General features: G+C 60.8%; 19 protein-coding genes. 7 read left to right on the forward strand and 12 right to left on the reverse strand.

The features are described 5' to 3' along the window. The first annotated feature begins 131 nt into the window (after window positions 1-131). Complete coding sequence (locus tag BUB62_RS09055) at window positions 132-3,086, forward strand: serine hydrolase domain-containing protein (protein ID WP_073108982.1); 2,955 nt, start codon at window positions 132-134, stop codon at window positions 3,084-3,086. Between the two features lie 125 nt (window positions 3,087-3,211). Further along, window positions 3,212-4,348, forward strand: a complete 1,137-nt coding sequence (gene bshA / locus BUB62_RS09060) for an N-acetyl-alpha-D-glucosaminyl L-malate synthase BshA (RefSeq protein ID WP_073108984.1) — start codon at window positions 3,212-3,214, stop codon at window positions 4,346-4,348. A gap of 159 nt (window positions 4,349-4,507) precedes the next feature. Here bshA and BUB62_RS09065 read toward each other — a convergent pair whose 3' ends face one another. Next, the gene (locus tag BUB62_RS09065) at window positions 4,508-5,044 is read right to left on the reverse strand and encodes a DUF7935 family protein (protein ID WP_073109690.1); all 537 of its coding nucleotides are present in this window, start codon (window positions 5,042-5,044) and stop codon (window positions 4,508-4,510) included. A 165-nt stretch (window positions 5,045-5,209) separates the two neighbouring features. Between BUB62_RS09065 and BUB62_RS09070 the strand changes: the two genes are divergently transcribed. Both BUB62_RS09070 and BUB62_RS09075 read left to right on the forward strand, forming a co-directional pair. Beyond that, on the forward strand, window positions 5,210-5,563 hold the full coding sequence (locus tag BUB62_RS09070; RefSeq protein WP_073108987.1) for a HesB/IscA family protein: 354 nt from the start codon (window positions 5,210-5,212) through the stop codon (window positions 5,561-5,563). 58 nt (window positions 5,564-5,621) lie between these two features. Beyond that, window positions 5,622-5,822, forward strand: a complete 201-nt coding sequence (locus BUB62_RS09075) for a hypothetical protein (RefSeq protein ID WP_073108989.1) — start codon at window positions 5,622-5,624, stop codon at window positions 5,820-5,822. Window positions 5,823-6,016: 194 nt separating this feature from the next. On the opposite strand, the gene BUB62_RS09080 is transcribed toward BUB62_RS09075, so the two are convergent. The 6 genes from BUB62_RS09080 to BUB62_RS09105 all read right to left on the reverse strand — a co-directional run bounded on the left by BUB62_RS09080 (window position 6,017) and on the right by BUB62_RS09105 (window position 11,492). Beyond that, the gene (locus BUB62_RS09080) at window positions 6,017-8,119 is read right to left on the reverse strand and encodes a glycoside hydrolase family 97 protein (RefSeq protein ID WP_073108992.1); all 2,103 of its coding nucleotides are present in this window, start codon (window positions 8,117-8,119) and stop codon (window positions 6,017-6,019) included. A gap of 113 nt (window positions 8,120-8,232) precedes the next feature. After that, complete coding sequence (locus tag BUB62_RS09085) at window positions 8,233-8,652, reverse strand: GNAT family N-acetyltransferase (protein WP_073108995.1); 420 nt, start codon at window positions 8,650-8,652, stop codon at window positions 8,233-8,235. Window positions 8,653-8,756: 104 nt separating this feature from the next. Next, window positions 8,757-9,146 (reverse strand): hypothetical protein, encoded by a 390-nt coding sequence (locus tag BUB62_RS09090; RefSeq protein WP_073108998.1) that lies wholly within the window; start codon window positions 9,144-9,146, stop codon window positions 8,757-8,759. Between the two features lie 307 nt (window positions 9,147-9,453). Further along, on the reverse strand, window positions 9,454-10,392 hold the full coding sequence (locus BUB62_RS09095; protein WP_200799910.1) for an MBL fold metallo-hydrolase: 939 nt from the start codon (window positions 10,390-10,392) through the stop codon (window positions 9,454-9,456). A 33-nt stretch (window positions 10,393-10,425) separates the two neighbouring features. Continuing rightward, a complete protein-coding gene (locus BUB62_RS09100) occupies window positions 10,426-11,064 on the reverse strand; it encodes a hypothetical protein (protein ID WP_073109004.1) in 639 nt (212 codons plus the stop codon). A 65-nt stretch (window positions 11,065-11,129) separates the two neighbouring features. Then, the gene (locus BUB62_RS09105; RefSeq protein ID WP_073109006.1) at window positions 11,130-11,492 is read right to left on the reverse strand and encodes a winged helix-turn-helix transcriptional regulator; all 363 of its coding nucleotides are present in this window, start codon (window positions 11,490-11,492) and stop codon (window positions 11,130-11,132) included. A gap of 92 nt (window positions 11,493-11,584) precedes the next feature. Between BUB62_RS09105 and BUB62_RS09110 the strand changes: the two genes are divergently transcribed. Continuing rightward, on the forward strand, window positions 11,585-12,217 hold the full coding sequence (locus BUB62_RS09110; protein WP_073109009.1) for an NAD(P)-dependent oxidoreductase: 633 nt from the start codon (window positions 11,585-11,587) through the stop codon (window positions 12,215-12,217). A gap of 58 nt (window positions 12,218-12,275) precedes the next feature. Here the strand turns inward: BUB62_RS09110 and BUB62_RS09115 are convergent, their stop codons facing one another. From BUB62_RS09115 to BUB62_RS09135, 5 genes are all read right to left on the reverse strand, one after another. Next, on the reverse strand, window positions 12,276-13,148 hold the full coding sequence (locus tag BUB62_RS09115) for a ChaN family lipoprotein (protein ID WP_073109022.1): 873 nt from the start codon (window positions 13,146-13,148) through the stop codon (window positions 12,276-12,278). A gap of 113 nt (window positions 13,149-13,261) precedes the next feature. Next, complete coding sequence (locus BUB62_RS09120) at window positions 13,262-14,623, reverse strand: ABC transporter permease (protein WP_073109025.1); 1,362 nt, start codon at window positions 14,621-14,623, stop codon at window positions 13,262-13,264. Window positions 14,624-14,836: 213 nt separating this feature from the next. Further along, window positions 14,837-15,787 carry an ABC transporter ATP-binding protein gene (locus BUB62_RS09125; RefSeq protein WP_073109028.1) on the reverse strand — a complete coding sequence of 317 codons (951 nt, stop codon included), beginning with the start codon at window positions 15,785-15,787 and terminating at the stop codon, window positions 14,837-14,839. A 119-nt stretch (window positions 15,788-15,906) separates the two neighbouring features. Beyond that, a complete protein-coding gene (locus BUB62_RS09130) occupies window positions 15,907-16,527 on the reverse strand; it encodes a hypothetical protein (RefSeq protein WP_073109031.1) in 621 nt (206 codons plus the stop codon). After that, window positions 16,527-17,033 carry an RNA polymerase sigma factor gene (locus BUB62_RS09135; RefSeq protein WP_073109035.1) on the reverse strand — a complete coding sequence of 169 codons (507 nt, stop codon included), beginning with the start codon at window positions 17,031-17,033 and terminating at the stop codon, window positions 16,527-16,529. The genes BUB62_RS09130 and BUB62_RS09135 overlap by 1 nt, the downstream gene beginning before the upstream one ends. Window positions 17,034-17,187: 154 nt before the next feature. On the opposite strand from BUB62_RS09135, the gene BUB62_RS09140 reads away from it, so the two are divergent. Further along, window positions 17,188-17,484 carry a hypothetical protein gene (locus BUB62_RS09140; RefSeq protein ID WP_073109038.1) on the forward strand — a complete coding sequence of 99 codons (297 nt, stop codon included), beginning with the start codon at window positions 17,188-17,190 and terminating at the stop codon, window positions 17,482-17,484. Window positions 17,485-17,689: 205 nt separating this feature from the next. Next, the gene (locus BUB62_RS09145) at window positions 17,690-19,054 is read left to right on the forward strand and encodes a T9SS type A sorting domain-containing protein (RefSeq protein WP_073109041.1); all 1,365 of its coding nucleotides are present in this window, start codon (window positions 17,690-17,692) and stop codon (window positions 19,052-19,054) included. Window positions 19,055-19,090: the final 36 nt, after the last annotated feature.

Below are 19,090 nucleotides of genomic sequence, written 5' to 3' on the forward strand. Positions count from 1 at the left end.
GGAGGCAGAGGCGAGGGGCGCAAGGCCCGCAATACAGGCGGCCAACCCGGCTGAAAACCTCCCTTCCAAGGCATGCAAAAGTAGGGCTATTTCCGCTCTGATTCAACCTCACGACGCTACCATAAGAGCCGATGCTCAAGGATTTTCGGATTAGACTTTTATTGCTTCTGCTGGCCGTAACGGGCCTGGTCATCACCTCGGCAGCTCCCCGCGACCGGGGCGGACGGCCGATGTCGGTGGCCGAGCAAACCTGGGTCGACAGCGTATTCAGCTCCCTCACGCCCGACCAGCGTCTGGGCCAGCTGTTTATGGTGGCCGCGTATTCCAATAAGGATAAAAAACACGCCCAACACATCGACGAGATGGTGCGCACCTATGGCGTGGGCGGCGTGATGTTTCTGCAGGGCGGCCCCAAGCGCCAGGCCGTGCTGGCCAACCGCTACCAGGCCCTGGCTAAAGTACCGCTGCTGGTGGCCATGGACGCCGAATGGGGCCTCGATATGCGCCTCGACTCCAGCATGCACTTCGCCAAAGCCATGACCCTCGGGGCCATGGACGATGAGCAGTACGTGTACCAGATGGGCCGCGAAATTGCCCTCAAGCTCAAGACGTTGGGCGTGCACGTGAGCTTTTCGCCGGTTATCGACGTCAATTCTAACCCCGACAATCCGGTGATTGGCAACCGCTCGTTTGGCGAGAACAAGGAGCAGGTTTCCAAGCGCGGCGTGGCCTACATCCGGGGGCTGCAGGATCATGGCATTATGGCCGTAGCTAAGCACTTTCCCGGTCATGGCGACACGGATGTGGACTCGCACGTGGCGCTGCCGGTGGTGAACACCGACATGGCCCGCTTGACCAACGTGGACCTGTATCCGTTTCAAAAGTCGTTTGAGGCCGGGGTGATGGGCGTGATGGTGGCCCACCTCTACATGCCGCTGTTCGATACCATCAAGACCCAGACCACGACCCTCTCGCGCAGCCTCGTGACGGGACTGCTGAAGGAGAAGATGAGCTATAAAGGGCTGGTTTTCACCGATGCGCTGAACATGAAGAGCGTATCGAACCTGTATAAGCCCGGCGAGCTGGACGCGCTGGCCCTGATTGCGGGCAACGATGTACTGCTGTTTTCGGAAGATGTGCCGTTGGGCCTGCAGCGTATTCGGGAAGCGGTGGCGGCGGGCAAAATCACGCAGGAAGACATCGATGCCCGCGTGCGTAAGATTCTGCGGGCCAAGTACTGGGCCGGCCTCAACCGCTACCAGCCCGTGGATGTGCCCAACCTGGTGGAAAACCTGAACCGGCCGCTGAGCCGCACCGTGCAACAGCAGATTTATGAGCACGCCGTGACGGTGGTGAAAAACCAGGACGACATTCTGCCCTTCCACCGCCTTGATACCCTGCGCATTGCCTCCGTTACGGTGGGCACGCCGGCCGGTGGCACCTATGCCACCATCATGAACAAGTATCAGAGCGGGCCGGTGTATTCGGTGGCTAACCGCTACGCGCCGGACTCTACTTTTCAGCGCATAGAAAGCCGGCTGACGCCTTATAACGTGGTGGTGGTGAGCCTGCACGGCATGAACAACACGCCGGCCCACAACTACGGCCTCGGCGACGGTACGCTGAAATTCATCAAGCAATTGCAGGCCAACCCGAAGCTGAAAACCGTGGTGGTGGCCATGGGCAATGCTTACGCGCTGAAATACCTGGAAGATGCCCGCACGCTGGTGTGCGGCTACGAAGACAACTACGCCTCGCAGCTGGTGGTGCCGCAAGTGCTGTTTGGGGCGCTGCCGGCCAAGGGCCAGCTGCCCGTCACGGTGTCGCCGACGCTGAAGGCCGGCACGGGCCTGCCCACCCCGGATTTCCGCCGCCTGCGCTACGCTACGCCGGAAAGCGAGGGCCTGGACTCGAAAGTGCTGGCCCAGATCGACAACATTGCGCTGGAATCGGTGGCATATGCGGCGGCGCCGGGCTGCCAGGTGCTGGTGGCCAAAGACGGGGCCGTGGTGTTTGATAAAAGCTACGGCTACTCCACCTACGATAAGTCGCAGCAGGTGTCGAGCAGCACGATTTACGACCTGGCTTCGGTGACCAAAGTGGCCGGTACGCTGCAGGCAGTGATGTACCTGAAGGACCAGGGCAAGCTCAGCCTCGATGCGAAAGTAGCCGACTACCTGCCCGAGCTGCGCACCTCCAACAAGCGCGACATGACCGTGCGCGACGTGCTGCTGCACCAGGCCGGCCTCAAGCCCGGCATCCCGACCTGGGAGCGGACCGTGACCCGCAACGGCCTCAAGCCCACGTTCTACGCCAGCACCCGCTCCGACGAATTCCCCAACGAGGTAGTGCCCGGCACGTTCAGCACCAAGGCCGTGAACGACTCGGTCTGGACCTGGATTGTGCGCTCCAGCCTGCTGCCCAAAATAAAGGGCAAATACCCCATCGAATACAGCGACCTGAGCTTCATGATTCTGAAGCGGGTGAGCGAAAAGCTGCTCAACCAGCCCATCGACCAGTTTCTGCAGAAGACGTTTTATGCCCCGCTGGGCCTGGCTTCGATGAAGTATAACCCGCTGGAATGCTTCTCCAAAGACTGCATCGCGCCCACCGAAAACGACACCTACTACCGCAAAGCCCAGCTCCAGGGCACCGTGCATGACCAGACGGCTGCCTTGATGGGCGGTGTGGCCGGCCACGCGGGCTTGTTTGCCAATGCCAACGACCTGGCCATCCTGATGCAGATGGATCTGCAGAACGGCCGCTACGGTGGCCACCGCTACTTCCAGACGCCGGTCGTTACGGAGTTTGCCCGCACCCAGGTGGCTGGCAACCGCCGCGGCCTGGGCTGGGACCACGGCAACCCCGAAAAGCCCGAGGGCCCGACTTCGAATCTGTCGCCGGCCAGTACCTTTGGGCACACCGGCTTCACGGGCACCTGCGTGTGGATGGACCCGGAAAACAAAATCCTCTATATCTTTCTTTCCAATCGGGTGTACCCCGACGGTGGCAACAACAAACTGCGCCAGTACAACATCCGTACGCGCATCCACGACGTTATCTACAAGTCTTTGGTCAAGTCATGATCTGTTGTTTCGCCCTCGTTTTCTCCTGACCTGCAATTGGCGGTGAGGCATCTGGACCAGATGACTTACCGCCAATTTTTGTTTTCCCCTCTCCCCTGCCCGTGCCCCTCGCCCACCCCCCTGCCATGAACATCGGAATTGTCTGTTATCCCACCTTTGGCGGCTCCGGTGTGGTGGCCACCGAGCTAGGTAAAGCGCTGGCGCTGAAGGGCCACCGGGTCCATTTCATCACCTACAGCCAGCCCGTCCGGCTCGATTTCTTCAACGAGAACCTGTTCTACCACGAGGTCTATATTCCTCCCTATCCGCTGTTCCAGTTTCCGCCCTACGAGCTGGCGTTGGCCTCGAAAATGGTGGATATCGTGCAGAACGAGAAGCTCGACGTGCTGCACGTGCACTACGCCATTCCGCACGCCTCGGCGGCCTACATGGCCAAGCAGATTCTGCGCACCAAAGGCCTCACCATTCCGGTCATCACCACCCTGCACGGCACCGATATTACGCTAGTGGGCAAAGATGCCAGCTACGAGCCGGTGGTCACGTTCAGCATCAACCAATCGGACGGCGTGACGGCCGTTTCGGCGGATCTGCGCAAGGAAACCTACGAGTACTTCGCCATTGAGAAGGACATTGAGGTGATTCCAAACTTCATCAACCTGGAGCGCTTCAAAAAGCAGAACAAGGGCCACTTCAAGGCTGCCATTGCGCCCAACGGCGAGAAGTTGCTGGTGCACACCAGCAACTTCCGCTCAGTGAAGCGCGTGGACGATGTGGTGAACATCTTCGCCGGCGTGCGCCGCCAGATTCCGGCCAAGCTCCTGCTCGTGGGCGACGGCCCCGACCGGCCCCGCATCGAGAAGCTCTGCCGCGACATCGGCTTCTGCGACGATATCCGCTTTCTGGGCAAGCTCGAAGCCGTGGAGGAAGTCCTCAGCATCGCCGACCTGTTTCTGATGCCTTCGGAAAAGGAAAGCTTCGGCCTGGCTGCGCTGGAAGCCATGGCTTGCGAAGTGCCGGTTATCAGCACCAACGCCGGCGGCATTCCGGAGTTGAACCTACACGGCGTGACGGGCATGATCAGCGAAATCGGCGACGTAACTGATATGGTTAAAAACGCCCTCTACGTGCTGGAAGAGGAGAACCTGCCCCGCTTCAAGGAAGCCGCCCGCGCCCGCGCCGAGGAGTTTGAAGTAGGTAAGATTCTGCCGCTGTACGAGGCCTGCTACCAGCGCGCCATCGATGCGGTTTTGACCACGGCTTAACTGTCATTGCGAGCAACGCGAAGCAATCCGTCCTCTGAAATGTAAAAAGCTCCTTTTCACCACAAAGCCCTGACGTATGCATACGTCAGGGCTTTTCTGTTTACAAAGCTTAGCGCATTGTCCAAGACGGATTGCTTCACTTCGCTCGCAATGACAGGTCTAAAACAACCCCGCAGCTTCGCGCTTCACGGCGTTCAGCGCCCGCGCGGTGGGGTCGGCTTCGTCGGTCATCAGGTTTTCCAGAATGCGCTTGGCCAGCTCGGTGCCGCGGGCCTGCTGGGGCGTGGGCAGGGTGTGGTAGGCCTTGTTCACCATCGTCAGAATGGTTTCCTTGGCCGATTTCACCTGGTCCCAAACATCGGGGCTCATGTAGAGCTGCTGGCTGAGGTTGTGCTCAAACTCGGCCCGGATTTCGGAAACCAGCATGCGGTGGTAGTCGGGGGCGGTGAGGCCGGCACTGCTCAGGCGCACCAGCAGGTTGTTGGGGGTGATGCGCTCCAGCAGCAGCGTCACCCGCTCGTAGGCCTGCAGGCGCAGGGGCAGCGTTTCCTTCGAGGTTTGCAGCCGCATTTCGATCAGGCGGCGCTGCTGCTCCTTCTCCAGATATTGCTGGATGAGGTAGAAGATGGAGCCGGCCACGATAAGGGCGGGCAGAATGATTTTGAGCAGGTCGAAAACGTAGGCGGTAGTATCCATGCGGGCTAAAAAGGGCATTTGGGCGAAGCGAAGGTCGGGAAATATGGCGGGAAATAATCGGTGAACCGCCGGGCCGGCCGCGCTGTTGTGTACGGGTCGGAGCAAACGGCGTGTGCCCCCGGCTTCGTATCTTTGCCCCTCTACTCTTCTAACTCCGAAAGCACTATGGCCACCGCCGTTTCGACTAAAACCGCTCCCATCACCCTCACGCCGGGCGCTCTGGTAGAGGTCAGAAATATCATCGAAGACAAGAAAGTACCCCAGGACTACGGCCTGCGCATCGGCGTGCAGGGCGGCGGCTGCTCGGGCATGAGCTACCTCCTCGGCTTCGACAAAGCCAAGGACAACGACGAGGTATACGACCTCGACGGCCTGAAGCTCATCATGGATAAGAAGCACGCCATGTACGTGCTGGGCATGGAAGTCGACTTTCAGGACGGCCTGAATGCCCGCGGCTTCGTCTTCAACAACCCCCAGGCCAAGAGCACCTGCGGCTGCGGCACGTCGTTTTCGGCGTAAATCACTGATTCCGCTGATTTTTCGCAGATTCTGCTGACTCAGAGCTAACAATTAGCCCATGAATTCTCTGCTGATTACTCCGGCCTCTGAATCCGAATTACAACTGCTTACGGCAATGCTCAAGAAGATGAACATTGTGGCTAAAGTGCTTTCGGAGGACGAAAAGGAAGATTTGGGTATGGGCTTGCTGATGAAAGAAGCTCAAGGCAGTCCGAAAGTCTTGCGGGAAAGTGTGATGCGGAAATTAGGCTGGGCGTGAATACCGAGTTTTCCGCGCGGTTTCTGAAAGATACTTTGTGAAACAAAAAAGCTCTGGTCGCGAGACCAGAGCTTTTTTGTTTGGGGGCGTCATGCTGAGCTTGCCGAAGCATCTCTACTGTTTTGTTGCAATGGTAATCCAACGAAGCAGTAGAGATGCTTCGACAAGCTCAGCATGACACTATTCCTAGAGGTTTACCGATTCTCCGGCTTAAAACTCACCGCTGCTCCGCCTCCAGCCGCCAGCTGCAGCTTCAGTACCGACTTACTGGTCACTTTCTGCTTCCGAATCTGGTAAGCCATCGGATTCTTGTCCCAGCTGGCTCCTTTGGCATCGGCGTAAATTATGGCTTCGTATAGCTGGCCGGGGGTTAGAAAATCCAGCTTCACGGTTTGCGGGCGGGCGTTTTCGTCGGTGATGCTGCCCAGATACCATTCGTCCTTGCCCTTGGCCTTGCGGGCAGTGGTGATGTAGTCGCCGGGCTCGGCCAGCAGAATGCGGGTGTCGTCCCAGTCCACGGGCACGTCCTGGATGAAGCGGAAGGCATCGAGGTGCTTTTCGTAGGCTTCGGGCAGGTCGGCGGCCATTTGTAGCGGGCTGTACATGGTCACGTAGAGGGCCAGCTGCTTGGCCAGCGTGGTGTGCACCTGCTTGCCCTTGTTGCGCTCGGGGTTCCAGTCCTCAAGCTTGATCTGGAAGATGCCGGGGGTGTAGTCCATGGGGCCGCCCATGAGGCGGGTGAAGGGCAGAATGGTTTCGTGCTCGGGCGGATTGCCGCTGCTCCAGGCGTTGAACTCATTGCCGCGGGCGGCTTCTGAAGCCAGCCAGTTGGGGTAGGTGCGATGCAGGCCGGTGGGGCGCACGGCCTCGTGCATATCCACCATCAGGCGGCTTTCGGCGGTTTTCTGGGCCGTGCGGTTGTAGTGATTCACCATCCACTGGCCGTCGTGGTGCTCGCCGCGCGGGATGATGCGGCCCACGTAGCCGGTTTTCACGGACTCGTAGTCGTGCGCTTTCATGAAGCGGTAGGCTTCGTCCTGGCGGCGCTCGTAGTTGGTCACGGAGGAGCTGGTTTCGTGGTGCATCATCAGCTTCACACCCTTGGCGGCGGCGTACTGCTGCAGCTCGGCCACGGCGAAATCCGGGTAGGGCGTCACGAAGTCGAATACTTCCTCTTTCCAGTTGCCGAACCAGTCTTCCCAGCCCACGTTCCAGCCCTCCACTAGCACGCTTTGCAGGCCATATTTGGCGGCAAAGTCGATGTAGCGCTTCACGTTGGCGGTGTTGGCCCCGTGGTGGCCGTTGGGTTTCAGCGCATTCCAGTCGGTGCCGGCGAGCTTGATGTTGCTGGCATCCGAGTAGTTCCAGCTGGCCTTGTTCACGTGCATCTCCCACCACACGCCCACGAACTTCTGGGGCTTTATCCAGCTGGTTTCGGTGAGCTTGGTGGGTTCGTTGAGGTTAAGAATAAGCTTACTGGCCAGCACGTCGGCGGCCTTGTCGCTCACTACAATGGTGCGCCAGGGCGTATGCTCGGGCGTTTGCAGGTAGGCTTTGTTGCCCACGGCATCGGGCACGAGCTGGCTGCTGAGGCCGAAGGTTTGCGGGTTCACGTTCAGCATCATGGCCGGATAATTCACCAGCGCTGCCTCGTGGATGTTCACGTATAGCCCGTCGTCGGACTTGAGCATGAGCGGCGTCTGCACCCGCTGCGGGGCCGATTTGAGCTGAATGGCCTCGATGTTGGCGCTGTTCACCGCGCTCAGGCGGGTGGTGCTGTAGGTGTACTCGTTGGAGTCGTAGTCGCCGGGAATCCAGAAGGCCTGGTGGTCGGCGGGCAGGTTGAACTCCGTGCGCTCGTTTTGCACCGTGAAATAGGTGAGGCCGGGCTGCTCGGGAAACTCGTAGCGGAAGCCCAGGCCGTCGTCATACAGCCGGAAGCGCAGCACCAGCCGGCGGCCCTGGCTGGCAGCCTGCGTCAGCGTGACGGCCAGCTCCTGGTAGTGGTTGCGGATGCTTTTGACCTCGCCCCACACCGGCTGCCAGGTATCGTCGTGCCGGCTGGAATCAATTTGGGCGATGGTGAAGCCGGCATCGAGGCTGGGCTGGCCTTGGAGCAATACACCAAGCCGGCTGGGCTTTACTACGGTTTTGGTGCCGTATTGCAGCTGGTAGGTGGGTTCCCCGGCCGCGCTCAGGCGGAAATTCAGCGTGAGCTTATTGCTCGGAGAATGGACGGTTTGGGCGTGGGCCTGGGGTAAACCCGCTACAACGAGCAAAAACAGCAGTTTATACATACAGCAATTTGGCAATGGTCCGGAGCAGAATAATGACCTAAACGCACACAAGCAGGAGAAAGACCAAAAGTGCATTTTATTAGCCGCACGTAGCTGTTTCTGTCGCCGCTAGCTCATATAGCTCGCTCAAACCGCACCTCTCCGCTTTCCGTCCGCCCCGTTTCCTGCCAGCCCTGGCGGCGATAAAATTCTTCGGCGCGGGTGCCAGGCGCGGTGCTGAGCCAGATCGGGTGCAGAGTTTGCCGGAAATACCAGTCCAGCAGCAGGTCGTGCAGCCTTTTGCCAAGGCCCTGCCCGGCGAAGTCGGGATGCACGAACAGGGCCCAGATGCTGTGGTCCACGAGGTCGGCGATGGCGAAACCGACGATGCGTCCGGCCTCTTCGGCCACCCAGCCCAGGCCGCGGCGGGTGAGGTAGTCGGTGTAGGCGGTAGCCGGCACGCGCGTGGGGTCAGAAAGCACGTTTTCGCGCACGGCCAGGCGCACCTGCATGAGCTGGGGAATATCGGCGACGGTGGACTGGCGGTAGCGCATGGCAGCGGAGTAATAGCGCTGGCAAGATACGCGGCCTTGGCTAGGAAGGCCGGGGCTGGGGCTGATGCAGGAGCCATAGCAATCAGCCTGAGCGGGCCAAGCAGCTAACGCCGCACCGCCATCGGCTGGCGTGACGAGTCGGCTGGCTGCCGCTCGCGGAGCAGGACAAAGGCGCTGTATTGGCCGGGCGTCAGCAAAGGCTGCACGGCCGCGGCATAGTACTGCTCAGCCCCAGTCAGAAACGCGGGCAACGAACCCTGAGCCGCGAGCGAATCCTGCGCGGCAAAGCTGCGCAGCGTGCAGCGATACAGCGGCGCGTATTGGTGCGGCTGCAGGCGCAAGACCTGCGTGAGGTAGCGCGTGTAGGCCGTGGCCCGGACAGCCGGGCTGGTGGCGGGCTGTTGGGCCCGGACCGAAAGCGGAGGCAGCGCGAGCAGTAGCAGCAGTAGCGAAGAACATAGGCAGTAGCAGAAGCGGGACGAAGCAACGGGCATGGCAAATAGGGTGTTAGGAGCGGAAGAGTTGGAAGCTCAAAACTATCGAAGCCAAGCTGCGGCTGCTGCTTATTTAGGTCAACCATGCTTTCCGCTCCCTGAATGGCTAGTTTCACCACTTGGGCCTCTCCCATTGACCACAATTCTGGAAGTTGTTCACCTCTTTTTCAAGCGCTTATATCGAACTCAGCTCCGCTTTCATGCTTCATTGCCAACGATGCTGCTGGTCGGCTCCAGTAGTCAGCCAGCGCTAACCCGTTAGCGGGCCGGCAAAGGCAGGACATTTTTAGGGTGAGCACGGAGGCAGCTAAAACTGCAGCAGCCGGCCCTGTTCAGGGAAAATAAGCCGCAAACCAAGCGTATTGGCTGCCATCAGCTGCCGTTTGATGGCGGCTTCGCTGCCGGGTGCGGGCTTGCCGTGCGTGACGACCACCGGCAGGCCGCGCAGGGCCGCCACGCCCGTAAGCTGGCTCAGAGCGGCCAGCTCGCTCAGTAGCAACGCGGGCGTGAGGTGGCCAAAGAGCTGCGTGGTGGGTTGAGCATTGGGGTAAGATGCTTCGATAAAAATAGCCTTCAACTGGCCGGCCCGCACCAGCGGGGCCACCTGCTGCCACACGGCCCGCAGGTGGTGGCCCTGCTCCACAGCATCGGCTCCGGTGTCGCCGAGGTAAAGCAGGTAGCTTTGTCGGCTGCGCAGCAGAAAGGCGGCGCTCTGGTAGGGGCGGCCGTGGCTAAGCGGAAAGGCCCGCACGCTCAAGCCCGTATGGTCGATGGCAGTTTCCAGGCCGGGCGACAGAGGACGAAACGCGTATTTGCCCAGCACAGGCGGGTTGCCACTGCTGCCGAAGTTGGGCCAGGCCCGCCCGTTGAAGTAGTCGCGCTGAATGGTTTGCAGACAATCGACGAGGCCGAAAATGGGCTTGGGCAGGTCGTCGGGGGCATTCAGGAGCAGGCCGGCCACGTGGTCGAGGTGGGCGTGGGAAATGAGGTAGGCCTTGATGCCGGTGCGGAGCACCGCGCTGGCCGGCCCGGCCAGCGCACCATACCCAATGGCCTTTTCTACGCCCTGGCGCAGGCTGCCCGCGTCCAGGCAGACGTAGGCAGCCGCGCCCGCCGGGGCTACCAGATACGCCGACAGGTTGCCTTCCGCCAGTCCGCCCTTCACGCCCAGCGGCACCACGCTGAACGCAAACTGCCGGGCTTCCTGCGCCCGCGCCCACGGCAGCAGCAGGAGTAGCAGGAGCATAAAAACCGGGGCGGCAGGACGCATGGCAGGGCGCTAGTCAAAGTCGTAGGGGTAGTTGATTTCGTCCAGGTCGCGGCGCAGCTGCTCCCAGTCGGCAATGTGCTTCACCAGGGCCAGCACCATCGGTTTGGTCAGGGTTTCGCCGTAGTACAGCTGCGCCACGGTGGTGAGCGGCAGTCCCGCCGGATGGAAAGTTTCGGCCTCGAAGTATTCCTGCGCCCACGCCACATACGTGCGCGGATGGCCGTCCAGAATGTATAGCAGCTCATCGGAGCCATCCTCGATTGAAGCGCCCGGCCCCGGCTGCCAGGGGCCGGCCCCCAGCGTCCAGAGGCAGAAGGTGGTGCCGATGGAGCTGACGGGCTCCCCGAGCATAAACTCGTGGAAGGGCCGGGGCAGGGCGGGCGTCAGCTCGGCTTTATCTACCTCGTCGAGGCCGTCGGCATAGCCATTGATGACTGCTCCCTCGGGCGCGAACAGCACCAGCATCTGGTCGCCCTCCCCATCGTTCAGCTCAAATACCTCCTCCCCTTCTCCCCAATGCGCATCGTAGGTGTGGTAGCGGTATTCTTCCTCGGGCGAGATGATGGCATCGAGCACGGCCAGGGCTTTGCAGATACGCTGCAAGGCCAGCTCATCGGGCAGGGCGGTCAGGTTTTGGGTGGAAAGCATACGAAGCACGAAGAAAGAAATGGCGGCCGGCGGCCGGCCGCAAGAAATGGAATCAACTGGCCGGGTTACGACGCGGCTGGGGCGGCCTCGGTTTCCATCAGCAACGCGGAAAGATAGTGCTGGCCGAAACTCGCAATGGCTCCGATCAGCGGCAGCGCCTGCTCGCCCAGCGGCGTAAGCGCATACTCGACTCGGGGCGGCACTTCGCCGTAGGCGCGGCGCACTACCAGGCCCGCCTGCGCGAGCTGCCGCAGCTCCTGCACCAGCACCTTCTCGCTAATGTCGGGCAGCCGGCTTTTCAGCGCGCTGAAGCGGCACGGGACCGGGTGCAGCTGGTGCAGCACCAGCAGGCGCCACTTGCCGCCCACCAGCTCCAGAGTGGTGCGAATGGGGCAGCGCGGCGTTATCGTCAGATGATTGGCGTCCATAACTTACGTGCAGGTTAGTGCCCGGCGGGCAACTCTACCCTTCGAAGCTAGCGTTCTTTGTCCGGATTTCCCCTCATGCTTCTGTTCTGCTGATGAAACGCATTGCCCTTTTCGGTGCCTCCGGCCAGACCGGCCAAAAATTTCTTACCCTGGCGCTGGCTAAGGGCTACCACGTGCAGGCCCTGGCGCGCGATGCGGCCAAGATTCCGCAACGCTCCCCCCAGCTCACCATCGTGCCGGGTGATGTGCTCGACCTGAACGCCGTTGAAAACACCATCCGCGACACCGATCTGGTCGTAAGCCTGTTTGGACAGGTCAAAGGCTCACCGCCCGACGTGCAGACGCGCGGCACGGCCAACATTGTGAAGGCCATGCAGCATTACGGGCTGCGCCGTATCATCAGCCTGTCGGGCGGGGGCCTGCCCTACGCCGAAGACCACCCCAAGCTGGCCGATAAACTCATTCGCGGCATCATGCGGCTGGCTGTGCCCCAGGTGCTGCACGACGCCCAGGGCCACGCCGACGTGCTGCGGGCCAGCGGCCTCGACTGGCAAGTAGTGCGCGGTCCGCGCCTCACCAACGAACCGGCGCGCGGGCAATACCGCGTAGGCTGGGTAGGCGTGAATGCCAGCACCAGCATCGGCCGCGCCGATTTGGCCAACTTCATTCTGCAGCAGGTAGAAAGCCGGGAGTTTGTGCACAAAATGCCGTTTGTGAGCTACTAGCGCACCTCGGGCACCAACTGCACCCGGCACGCAGAAGCACGTCGGGCCTGGCAGTCGGTCAGTAAGTTTTGGTCATGTCCGAGGGCACTACCAGCACGAAGTCAGCTTTCGGCCGGTTCTCTTCATCCAGTTGGTTCAGCTGCTCCTGCAAAACCACGCTGATGGTCAGCACCTTCAACGATGGATTGACTTGGCGCAGATAGTCCAGAATGCCGTCGTGGTTGTCGGAGTGGTAGCTGCCGTTGAGGTGCAGCAGCAGGTGGCCGGCGGGCCGGGCCTGATTCAGGAAGTGGGCCATCGTGGCATCTTTGAGGGCCTGGGCCTGAATAATCTGCCGCACGCTGGCCGCGTGGGTGGCATCAGAGCCGAACATCCTGGCCATGTTGCGGTAGCCGGGCAGGTCATAATCGACGGTGAGAGGCAGCGGGGCCAGCCAGGCTTTGGCGGGGGCCGCCAGCGTATCGAGGGCCGCGAGGCTGCCCTTGGCTACCAGCGCGGCGTAGCGGCGCGGCACATTGGTGCCCACCACCCGAAACTTCTGCTGCCGGGCCAGCTCCAGCAGCGGCTTGTAGTCGGTGGCGTAGTTGGGCCAGGGGCGGCTTTGGGCCTCAAACGCCGGGGCCGCCAGCTCGCCGGTGGTGTACTGATCGACGAGGGGCTGCACGTCGCGCTCAAACATTTCCAGGCCCAGTACCAACTGGCCCTGCCGCAGGCGCAGCAGGTCTTCGGTGAGCTGCAGCGCCAGCCAGTGCGCGATGGGGTCGTTGTGCTGCTCGCCGAAAAACACCACATCGGCCTTGGCCAGCACGTTGAGCATTTTTTCGTAGCGCACGGGCCGGCCGGCGGCGCTGAAGAGGCGGTAAGCCGGCCGGTCGTCGGCGCGGAAGCCGAGCAGCAGGAGCAGCAGCGGCAGCAGGTGTTTTTTGGTCATGGCAAGCAAGGCGACGCAATTCGTTTCGGACAACAAAGAAAGCAACCGCTTTAACGCCAAAAGCCCCGACGCCGGACGGCATCGGGGCTTTCGGGATAGGGTTTGCGCGGGTTTCAGCCCTTATAAAACATCCAGCGCGACAGCTCGGCGTAGGTCACTTTCTTGCCGTACATCAGCACGCCCACGCGGTAGATGCGGCTGGCTACCCAGGTGGTGAAAATAAACCCACCCACCAGCAGCGCCCCCGACAGCAGCAGCTGCCAGGCCGGCACCCCAAACGGCAGGCGCATCACCATGGCAATGGGCGACGTGAACGGTATCATGGACAGCCAGAAAGCCAGCGGGCCGTTCGGGTCGCCGTTGATGATGACGTTGATGCTCACAATGTAGCTCAGAATCAGCGGAATGGTGACCGGGAACATGAACTGCTGCGCATCGGTCTGGTCATCGACGGCCGCGCCGATGGCGGCAAACATGGACGAGTAGAGCAAGTAGCCACCCAAAAAGAAGAACAGGAAGCCCCCGATGATGCTCCCGATGGGCAGGCCGTCCAGCACGCTCCACAGGTTGGGCGCGGTGCCGGGCCGCGGGGCTGCCACGGCCGGCGCATCGGCGGCCGGAGCCGCTGCTACCTCCGCATTGGTGGTGTTGGCCGCGGCCGCGGCGGTAGTCACGGGTGTTTTGGCGGGCTTCATCAGCAGCGGTGCCACCAGCGTGGTGATGCTGTAGGAGAGAATCAGCCAGATGCCGAACTGCGTGAGCACCACCGCCGCAATGCCCAGAATCTTGCCCATCATCAGCTGAAACGGCTTCACCGACGACATCATCACTTCCATGATGCGGTTGGTTTTTTCCTCCGCCACGCCGCGCATCACCTGCACGCCGTAGATGAAAATGAACATATACACCAGAATGGACAGGAAATAAGCCGCCGCCGTGGTAGCGCCCACGTTATTTTTCTGGCCCCCTTTTTGGGTCAGGTCCACGGCCGACAGCTCCACGTCGGCCTTCAGGTTGTCGATGGTGGCGCGGGTGAGGCCGGAGCGGGTCAGCTTCAGCTCACTAATGGCCTTGTTCACGGCTTTGCGAATGTTTTGCTGCCGGTTCAGGCTCACGTTGCCGTCGGCCAGCAGCTGCACGCCCTGGTTGGCATCGAGCGAGAAGTCGGCGGGAAATACCAGCAGCGCGGCCTGCTTGGGCTTGGCCTTTTTGAACGCCGCCGTGGCAGCCGCCGGCGAGGCCCCCACGGCCGGCACGAAGCGCACCTCGTCGGTAGCTACCAGCTGGGTCAGCAGGTTCAGCCCGCTGGCATCGTACACGGCCACCTCATCGGCCGACGACGGCATACTCAGCTTGGCAATGCCCAGCGTGGTGCCGGCCAGCAGCAGCGGGGCCAGCAATGAAATGACCAGAAAGCTCTTTTTGCGCACCCGCGTGAGGTATTCGCGCTGAATGATAAGCCAGATTTTATCCATGGTTGGTGAGGACTTGGGGTCTTTGTTATTTCTTAGGCTAGGGCTATTTCCTAGTTCCCCTCCTTTTTTCAAGGAGGGGTGCCCGAAGGGCGGGGTGGTCAGCTAGAGCTAGAAAATTAGAGCTAGTCACCGTTCAACGATTGAACCACCCCCTACCCCTCCTTGAAAAAAGGAGGGGAGCTAGCTTCCTAGCTTTCTAGCCTCTTAGCTTCTTTAGCTTTTCACGGCCAGCTCCTGCTCGGTCAGGGTTTCTGGCATTGTTTCCTGCACTCTTCTGATGAAGATGTCATTGATGCTCGGTATCTGCTCGCGGAAAGCGTGGATTTCCACATTGCCGATCAGGTAGCGCAGCAGGTCGTTGGGGGTGGTGCCATGGTGAAGCCGGATGCGGTTGTAGAAATGGTCGTTTTCGCGCTCTTTGTGCTCCAGCACCTCAAAATCGGGGTGAATGACCATCAGCCTGCCTTTGCCTTCCACCTCGTAGGTGCGGGTTTTGAAGGCGTCCTTGATGTCGCGCACCGAGCCGTCGAGCACCTTGCGGGAGCGGTTGATCAGGGCAATGTTGTCGCACATCTCCTCCACCGATTCCATGCGGTGGGTGCTAAAGATGATGGTGGCCCCGCGCTGGCGCAGCTCCAGAATCTCATCTTTGATAAGGTTGGCGTTGATGGGGTCGAAGCCCGAAAACGGCTCGTCGAGGATAATCAGGCTGGGCTCGTGCAGCACGGTAGCAATGAACTGCACCTTCTGCTGCATCCCCTTCGAGAGGTCTTCCACGTTCTTGCTCACCCACGGGCGCAGGTCCAGCCGATCGATCCAGCCCTTGATGCGCTGGGTGGCATCGGCCTTGCTCAGGCCCTTGAGCTGGGCCAAATACAGCAGCTGCTCGCCCACCTTCATCTTCTTATACAGCCCCCGCTCCTCGGGCAAGTAGCCGATCTGGCCAATGTGCGAGGGATTGAGCCGCTCGCCCCGGAAGCGGATTTCGCCTGAGTCGGCGGCCGTAATCTGGGTGATGATGCGAATCAGCGACGTTTTGCCGGCTCCATTGGGACCGAGCAGCCCGAAAATGCTGCCCTCCGGAATGTCCAGGCTGACGCCGTTGAGGGCGACGTGCGCGGCGTAGGCCTTGTGCACATCAATGGCTTGTAGAATGTTGCTCACAGCGGAAAGAATTGGTCGTGGGGTGTAATATTACAGGAACCAGTTAAACAAGGCACGGAAATCTTACCCAACCGGCGAATTACCGGGATTGGATGAGCGAAAAAGGCCACCGAATGGGCCTAGGGAGTTTCTTCCAGCTCGCGCAGGGCAGTTTCCAGCTGGTCGAGGTGCCGGCCATACTGCTGCTGCAGCGTCCACCGAATCAGCCAGTGCGTGATGAGCCCGGAGGCCAGCACCGTGAGCACCAGCCACAGGCCGCGCTGCCCCAGCGTCCGGGCATCGCCCAGAAACAGCTGCGGCAGCTGCGTGTAGGCGAAAGTCAGCAGGAAGCCTATCGTGATGAGGAGCGTGGCCATCGTGAAACGATAATTGAGGCGCAGCACGCCGCGCAGGCTTTGTAGCTGCCGCGCTATGTGGCTGCGCAGGCCGCCGGTAGCCGCGGGCAGCTCGCGCAGGAGCCGCCGCTTGTGGTAGTAGTCGTAGCCCGTCAACACCGCCGTACCCAGCAGCAGCAGCCCAAACGGCTGGAGCCGCTGGATACCCACCAGCAGCACCAAGGTCGCCCCGATACCCAGGCTCACGGCGGTGGCAATGATTTCGGTTCGGGCATTGTGGAGCATCCGGGCCACCGGCGTACCGGAGCATTGGGCCAGCAAAGCCCGCAAGGCGTCTTCGTTGTGCGGCGCGCCACCTGGGGCGGGCTGCTGCTGCCACTGGCGGCGAAAGTCATCGAGTTCCATCAGGCGGCTTGGGTTAAGAGTTGACGAAGCTTGTCCTGCGCGCGGTGCATTTTCACCCGCACATTGTTCTGCGTAATGCCGAGGATATCGGCCATTTCCTCGTAGGTGCGCTCTTCCAGATACAGCAGCACAAAGGCCTTTTCCACGTCGGAAAGCCGCCCGATGGCCTGGTAGAGTTGGGCCAGGTCGTCGGCATCGGGGCCGGGGTCGGGTGGCGGGGCCACCTCGGGCGGCACCGCGCCAAACCGCTCGGGCACCGGCCGCCGGGTGCGCTGGCGCAAGTTGCTGATGGCCACGTTCAGCGCCACGCGGTAGAGCCAGGTACTGACTTTAGCCGTGGGCTGGTAGCGCGGCCAGGACTGCCAGAGCTGCAGCACAATTTCCTGATACAGATCCTGCCGGTCATCGGCATCTGGGCAGTAGAGCCGGCAGATGCGGTGCAGAATGCCCTGGTTGGCATTGATGACGGCAAGAAAATCGGGGGCGGGCGCGGCAGCAGGGCTCATAAAGGCGGCAAGTTCTCTACATATATCGGCCGCCGGCCGGCTGCATTACAGTCTGGCGGCTTTTTTTCTGCCGCCGGCCCCGTGCGCAGCACCAAGTACGGGCAACTGCTGCCATTTTGCGGCAGCATTTCTCTTTTCTCATTCTGAGTTCAACATGGCCGCCTTCTTCAATCCCCAGTCTCTCAAGCCCCGCGATGCCGGAGCCCTCCTGTTGCCGGGCATCTTCCTGCTGCTGGCATTGCTCAAGCTGTTTTCTCAAAACTACCTGGCAGCGGGCCTCTGGGGCTGCCTGAGCGCCGCCATGTGGCTGCTCGGCCAGGCCCAGCGCCGCCGTTGGGCTATCTGGGCAGCTGGCGTGCTGCTGTTGCTTTCCCTGGTGTTCATCTTCTTGAAATCCAGAGCCGACCGCGCCGCCAGACAAGCCCGCCCCACCGCCGCCAGCACCCGCTAGCCCACGGCCCGCCACTAGGCTTGTGGGGTATTTCCCCAAATTTGGAGAAATACCCCACAAAAAGAAGTCTGCCTTCCTGAAGGAAGCAGACGCTCAGGCAGCCTTGATTACAAAGGCTGTTATCTTTTAAATATTCCTATAAACCACATAACGATACCTGTTTTTTTGAATACATTTGGCTTTCACCTTATCATTTGCTGTTTTTATGAAACACTTTTTACCTCTGACCCTCACGGCCGCACTGCTCACGGCTGCCCTGAGCGGCACCGCGCAAAGCCACAAGCCGGCCCACGCCACCAAAGCCCTGTTCGATCAGGCCCACCACCACGCTGGTTCCGGCCTTGAGCAGGCTGCCCGCGCGGCGGGCATTGCATCGGTCACTGTGCCCGGCCGTAGCATCGAGTATTATTGGGATCTAGCATCTGCTCGTTGGGGCGGTGCCACTACGCTGACCAATACTTACAATGTCCAGGGTCGCGTTACCCAAATCATCAGCACCGATTCGGCTACGAACACTCCTTACGGAAAGACGCTGCTGACTTACAACACGCAGGGACTGGTAACCGAGGAGCTGGAACAGAACTGGAACGGCTCGGCCTACGTGAACAGCTACCGCATTCAACAAGCCTACGATGCCAACGGGCGCGAAACGCTGTACTTGGATCAGGAATGGCGTAATAACGCCTGGCTGACGCGCTACGGCTACCGCAGTACCAGAACCTACAATCCGGCCGGCGCAATCCTCACCGAGGTGAGCGAAACGCTGAATACCACTACCAGCATCTGGGAGCCTGACTACCGCACTACCTACACCGTCAATGCCAGCAATCAGTGGACGGAGTTCACCGGGCAGGAGTGGGATAATGGAGTTTACGTGAATGACTACCGGGTTCGTAATGTAGTTTGGTACAACTGGGCCAAGCTGCTGCCCGCTTATTATGAGCAGCAGCAATGGGATCCGGCTACCAGCACCTGGGGCGAAGACTACCGAACCACCTTCACCTACCAGCCCAACGGCAGCTACGTGAGCATAGGCCAGGAGTTGGTGGCGCCAAACGTGTGGCTCAACGACGACCGCCACACCTACACGTATGACAACCTTGGGAATGAAATCCTACACCAAGGTGAGATATGGACCAACAATGCCTGGGTTATCGACCACGCCAGCCGCGCTCTGCTCTCCTATACCGCTGGCAACCAGGTGCGCCGCAGAGTGGAGCAGGAGTACGATACGCAACGCAATGCTTACGTCAACGACCGTTTGACTACCTACTCCAACTTCATCACGCTGGCCACCCGGCGGGCTACGGAGCTGGAAGCCGCGGCGGCCCTCTACCCTAACCCAACGCTCAGCGCCGCCACGCTTAGCATCGCCGGGCTGCGCGAGCAAGGCACCGTGCGCACCGAAGTGCTGAACACGCTGGGCCAGGTAGTGCAAACCCTGACTCTGCAGCCCCGCCAGGGCACCATCCGGCACGAGCTGAACCTGAGCGCGCTGCCCGCCGGCCTCTACACCGTGCGCCTGCACGCCGCCGAAGGCACCATTGCCAAGCGCGTGGTGAAAAACTAGCCCAAAAGACCCGAGGCTAAATCTCCAAAAGCCCGC

The organism is Hymenobacter daecheongensis DSM 21074 (assembly GCF_900141805.1).
Classification (GTDB): Bacteria; Bacteroidota; Bacteroidia; order Cytophagales; family Hymenobacteraceae; genus Hymenobacter; species Hymenobacter daecheongensis.

What these genes read in the sequence shown, in the direction of transcription:
- BUB62_RS09100 (WP_073109004.1), bottom strand. Translation starts at nt 11,064, where the DNA reads ATGCTTTCCACCCAAAACCTGACCGCCCTGCCCGATGAGCTGGCCTTG.
- BUB62_RS09140 (WP_073109038.1), top strand. Translation starts at nt 17,188, where the DNA reads ATGGCCGCCTTCTTCAATCCCCAGTCTCTCAAGCCCCGCGATGCCGGA.
- BUB62_RS09090 (WP_073108998.1), bottom strand. Translation starts at nt 9,146, where the DNA reads ATGCCCGTTGCTTCGTCCCGCTTCTGCTACTGCCTATGTTCTTCGCTA.
- BUB62_RS09130 (WP_073109031.1), bottom strand. Translation starts at nt 16,527, where the DNA reads ATGGAACTCGATGACTTTCGCCGCCAGTGGCAGCAGCAGCCCGCCCCA.
- BUB62_RS09120 (WP_073109025.1), bottom strand. Translation starts at nt 14,623, where the DNA reads ATGGATAAAATCTGGCTTATCATTCAGCGCGAATACCTCACGCGGGTG.
- BUB62_RS09145 (WP_073109041.1), top strand. Translation starts at nt 17,690, where the DNA reads ATGAAACACTTTTTACCTCTGACCCTCACGGCCGCACTGCTCACGGCT.
- BUB62_RS09055 (WP_073108982.1), top strand. Translation starts at nt 132, where the DNA reads ATGCTCAAGGATTTTCGGATTAGACTTTTATTGCTTCTGCTGGCCGTA.
- BUB62_RS09085 (WP_073108995.1), bottom strand. Translation starts at nt 8,652, where the DNA reads ATGCGCTACCGCCAGTCCACCGTCGCCGATATTCCCCAGCTCATGCAG.
- bshA (WP_073108984.1), top strand. Translation starts at nt 3,212, where the DNA reads ATGAACATCGGAATTGTCTGTTATCCCACCTTTGGCGGCTCCGGTGTG.
- BUB62_RS09080 (WP_073108992.1), bottom strand. Translation starts at nt 8,119, where the DNA reads ATGTATAAACTGCTGTTTTTGCTCGTTGTAGCGGGTTTACCCCAGGCC.
- BUB62_RS09075 (WP_073108989.1), top strand. Translation starts at nt 5,622, where the DNA reads ATGAATTCTCTGCTGATTACTCCGGCCTCTGAATCCGAATTACAACTG.
- BUB62_RS09095 (WP_200799910.1), bottom strand. Translation starts at nt 10,392, where the DNA reads ATGCTCCTGCTACTCCTGCTGCTGCCGTGGGCGCGGGCGCAGGAAGCC.
- BUB62_RS09065 (WP_073109690.1), bottom strand. Translation starts at nt 5,044, where the DNA reads ATGGATACTACCGCCTACGTTTTCGACCTGCTCAAAATCATTCTGCCC.
- BUB62_RS09110 (WP_073109009.1), top strand. Translation starts at nt 11,585, where the DNA reads ATGAAACGCATTGCCCTTTTCGGTGCCTCCGGCCAGACCGGCCAAAAA.
- BUB62_RS09135 (WP_073109035.1), bottom strand. Translation starts at nt 17,033, where the DNA reads ATGAGCCCTGCTGCCGCGCCCGCCCCCGATTTTCTTGCCGTCATCAAT.
- BUB62_RS09070 (WP_073108987.1), top strand. Translation starts at nt 5,210, where the DNA reads ATGGCCACCGCCGTTTCGACTAAAACCGCTCCCATCACCCTCACGCCG.
- BUB62_RS09105 (WP_073109006.1), bottom strand. Translation starts at nt 11,492, where the DNA reads ATGGACGCCAATCATCTGACGATAACGCCGCGCTGCCCCATTCGCACC.
- BUB62_RS09115 (WP_073109022.1), bottom strand. Translation starts at nt 13,148, where the DNA reads ATGACCAAAAAACACCTGCTGCCGCTGCTGCTCCTGCTGCTCGGCTTC.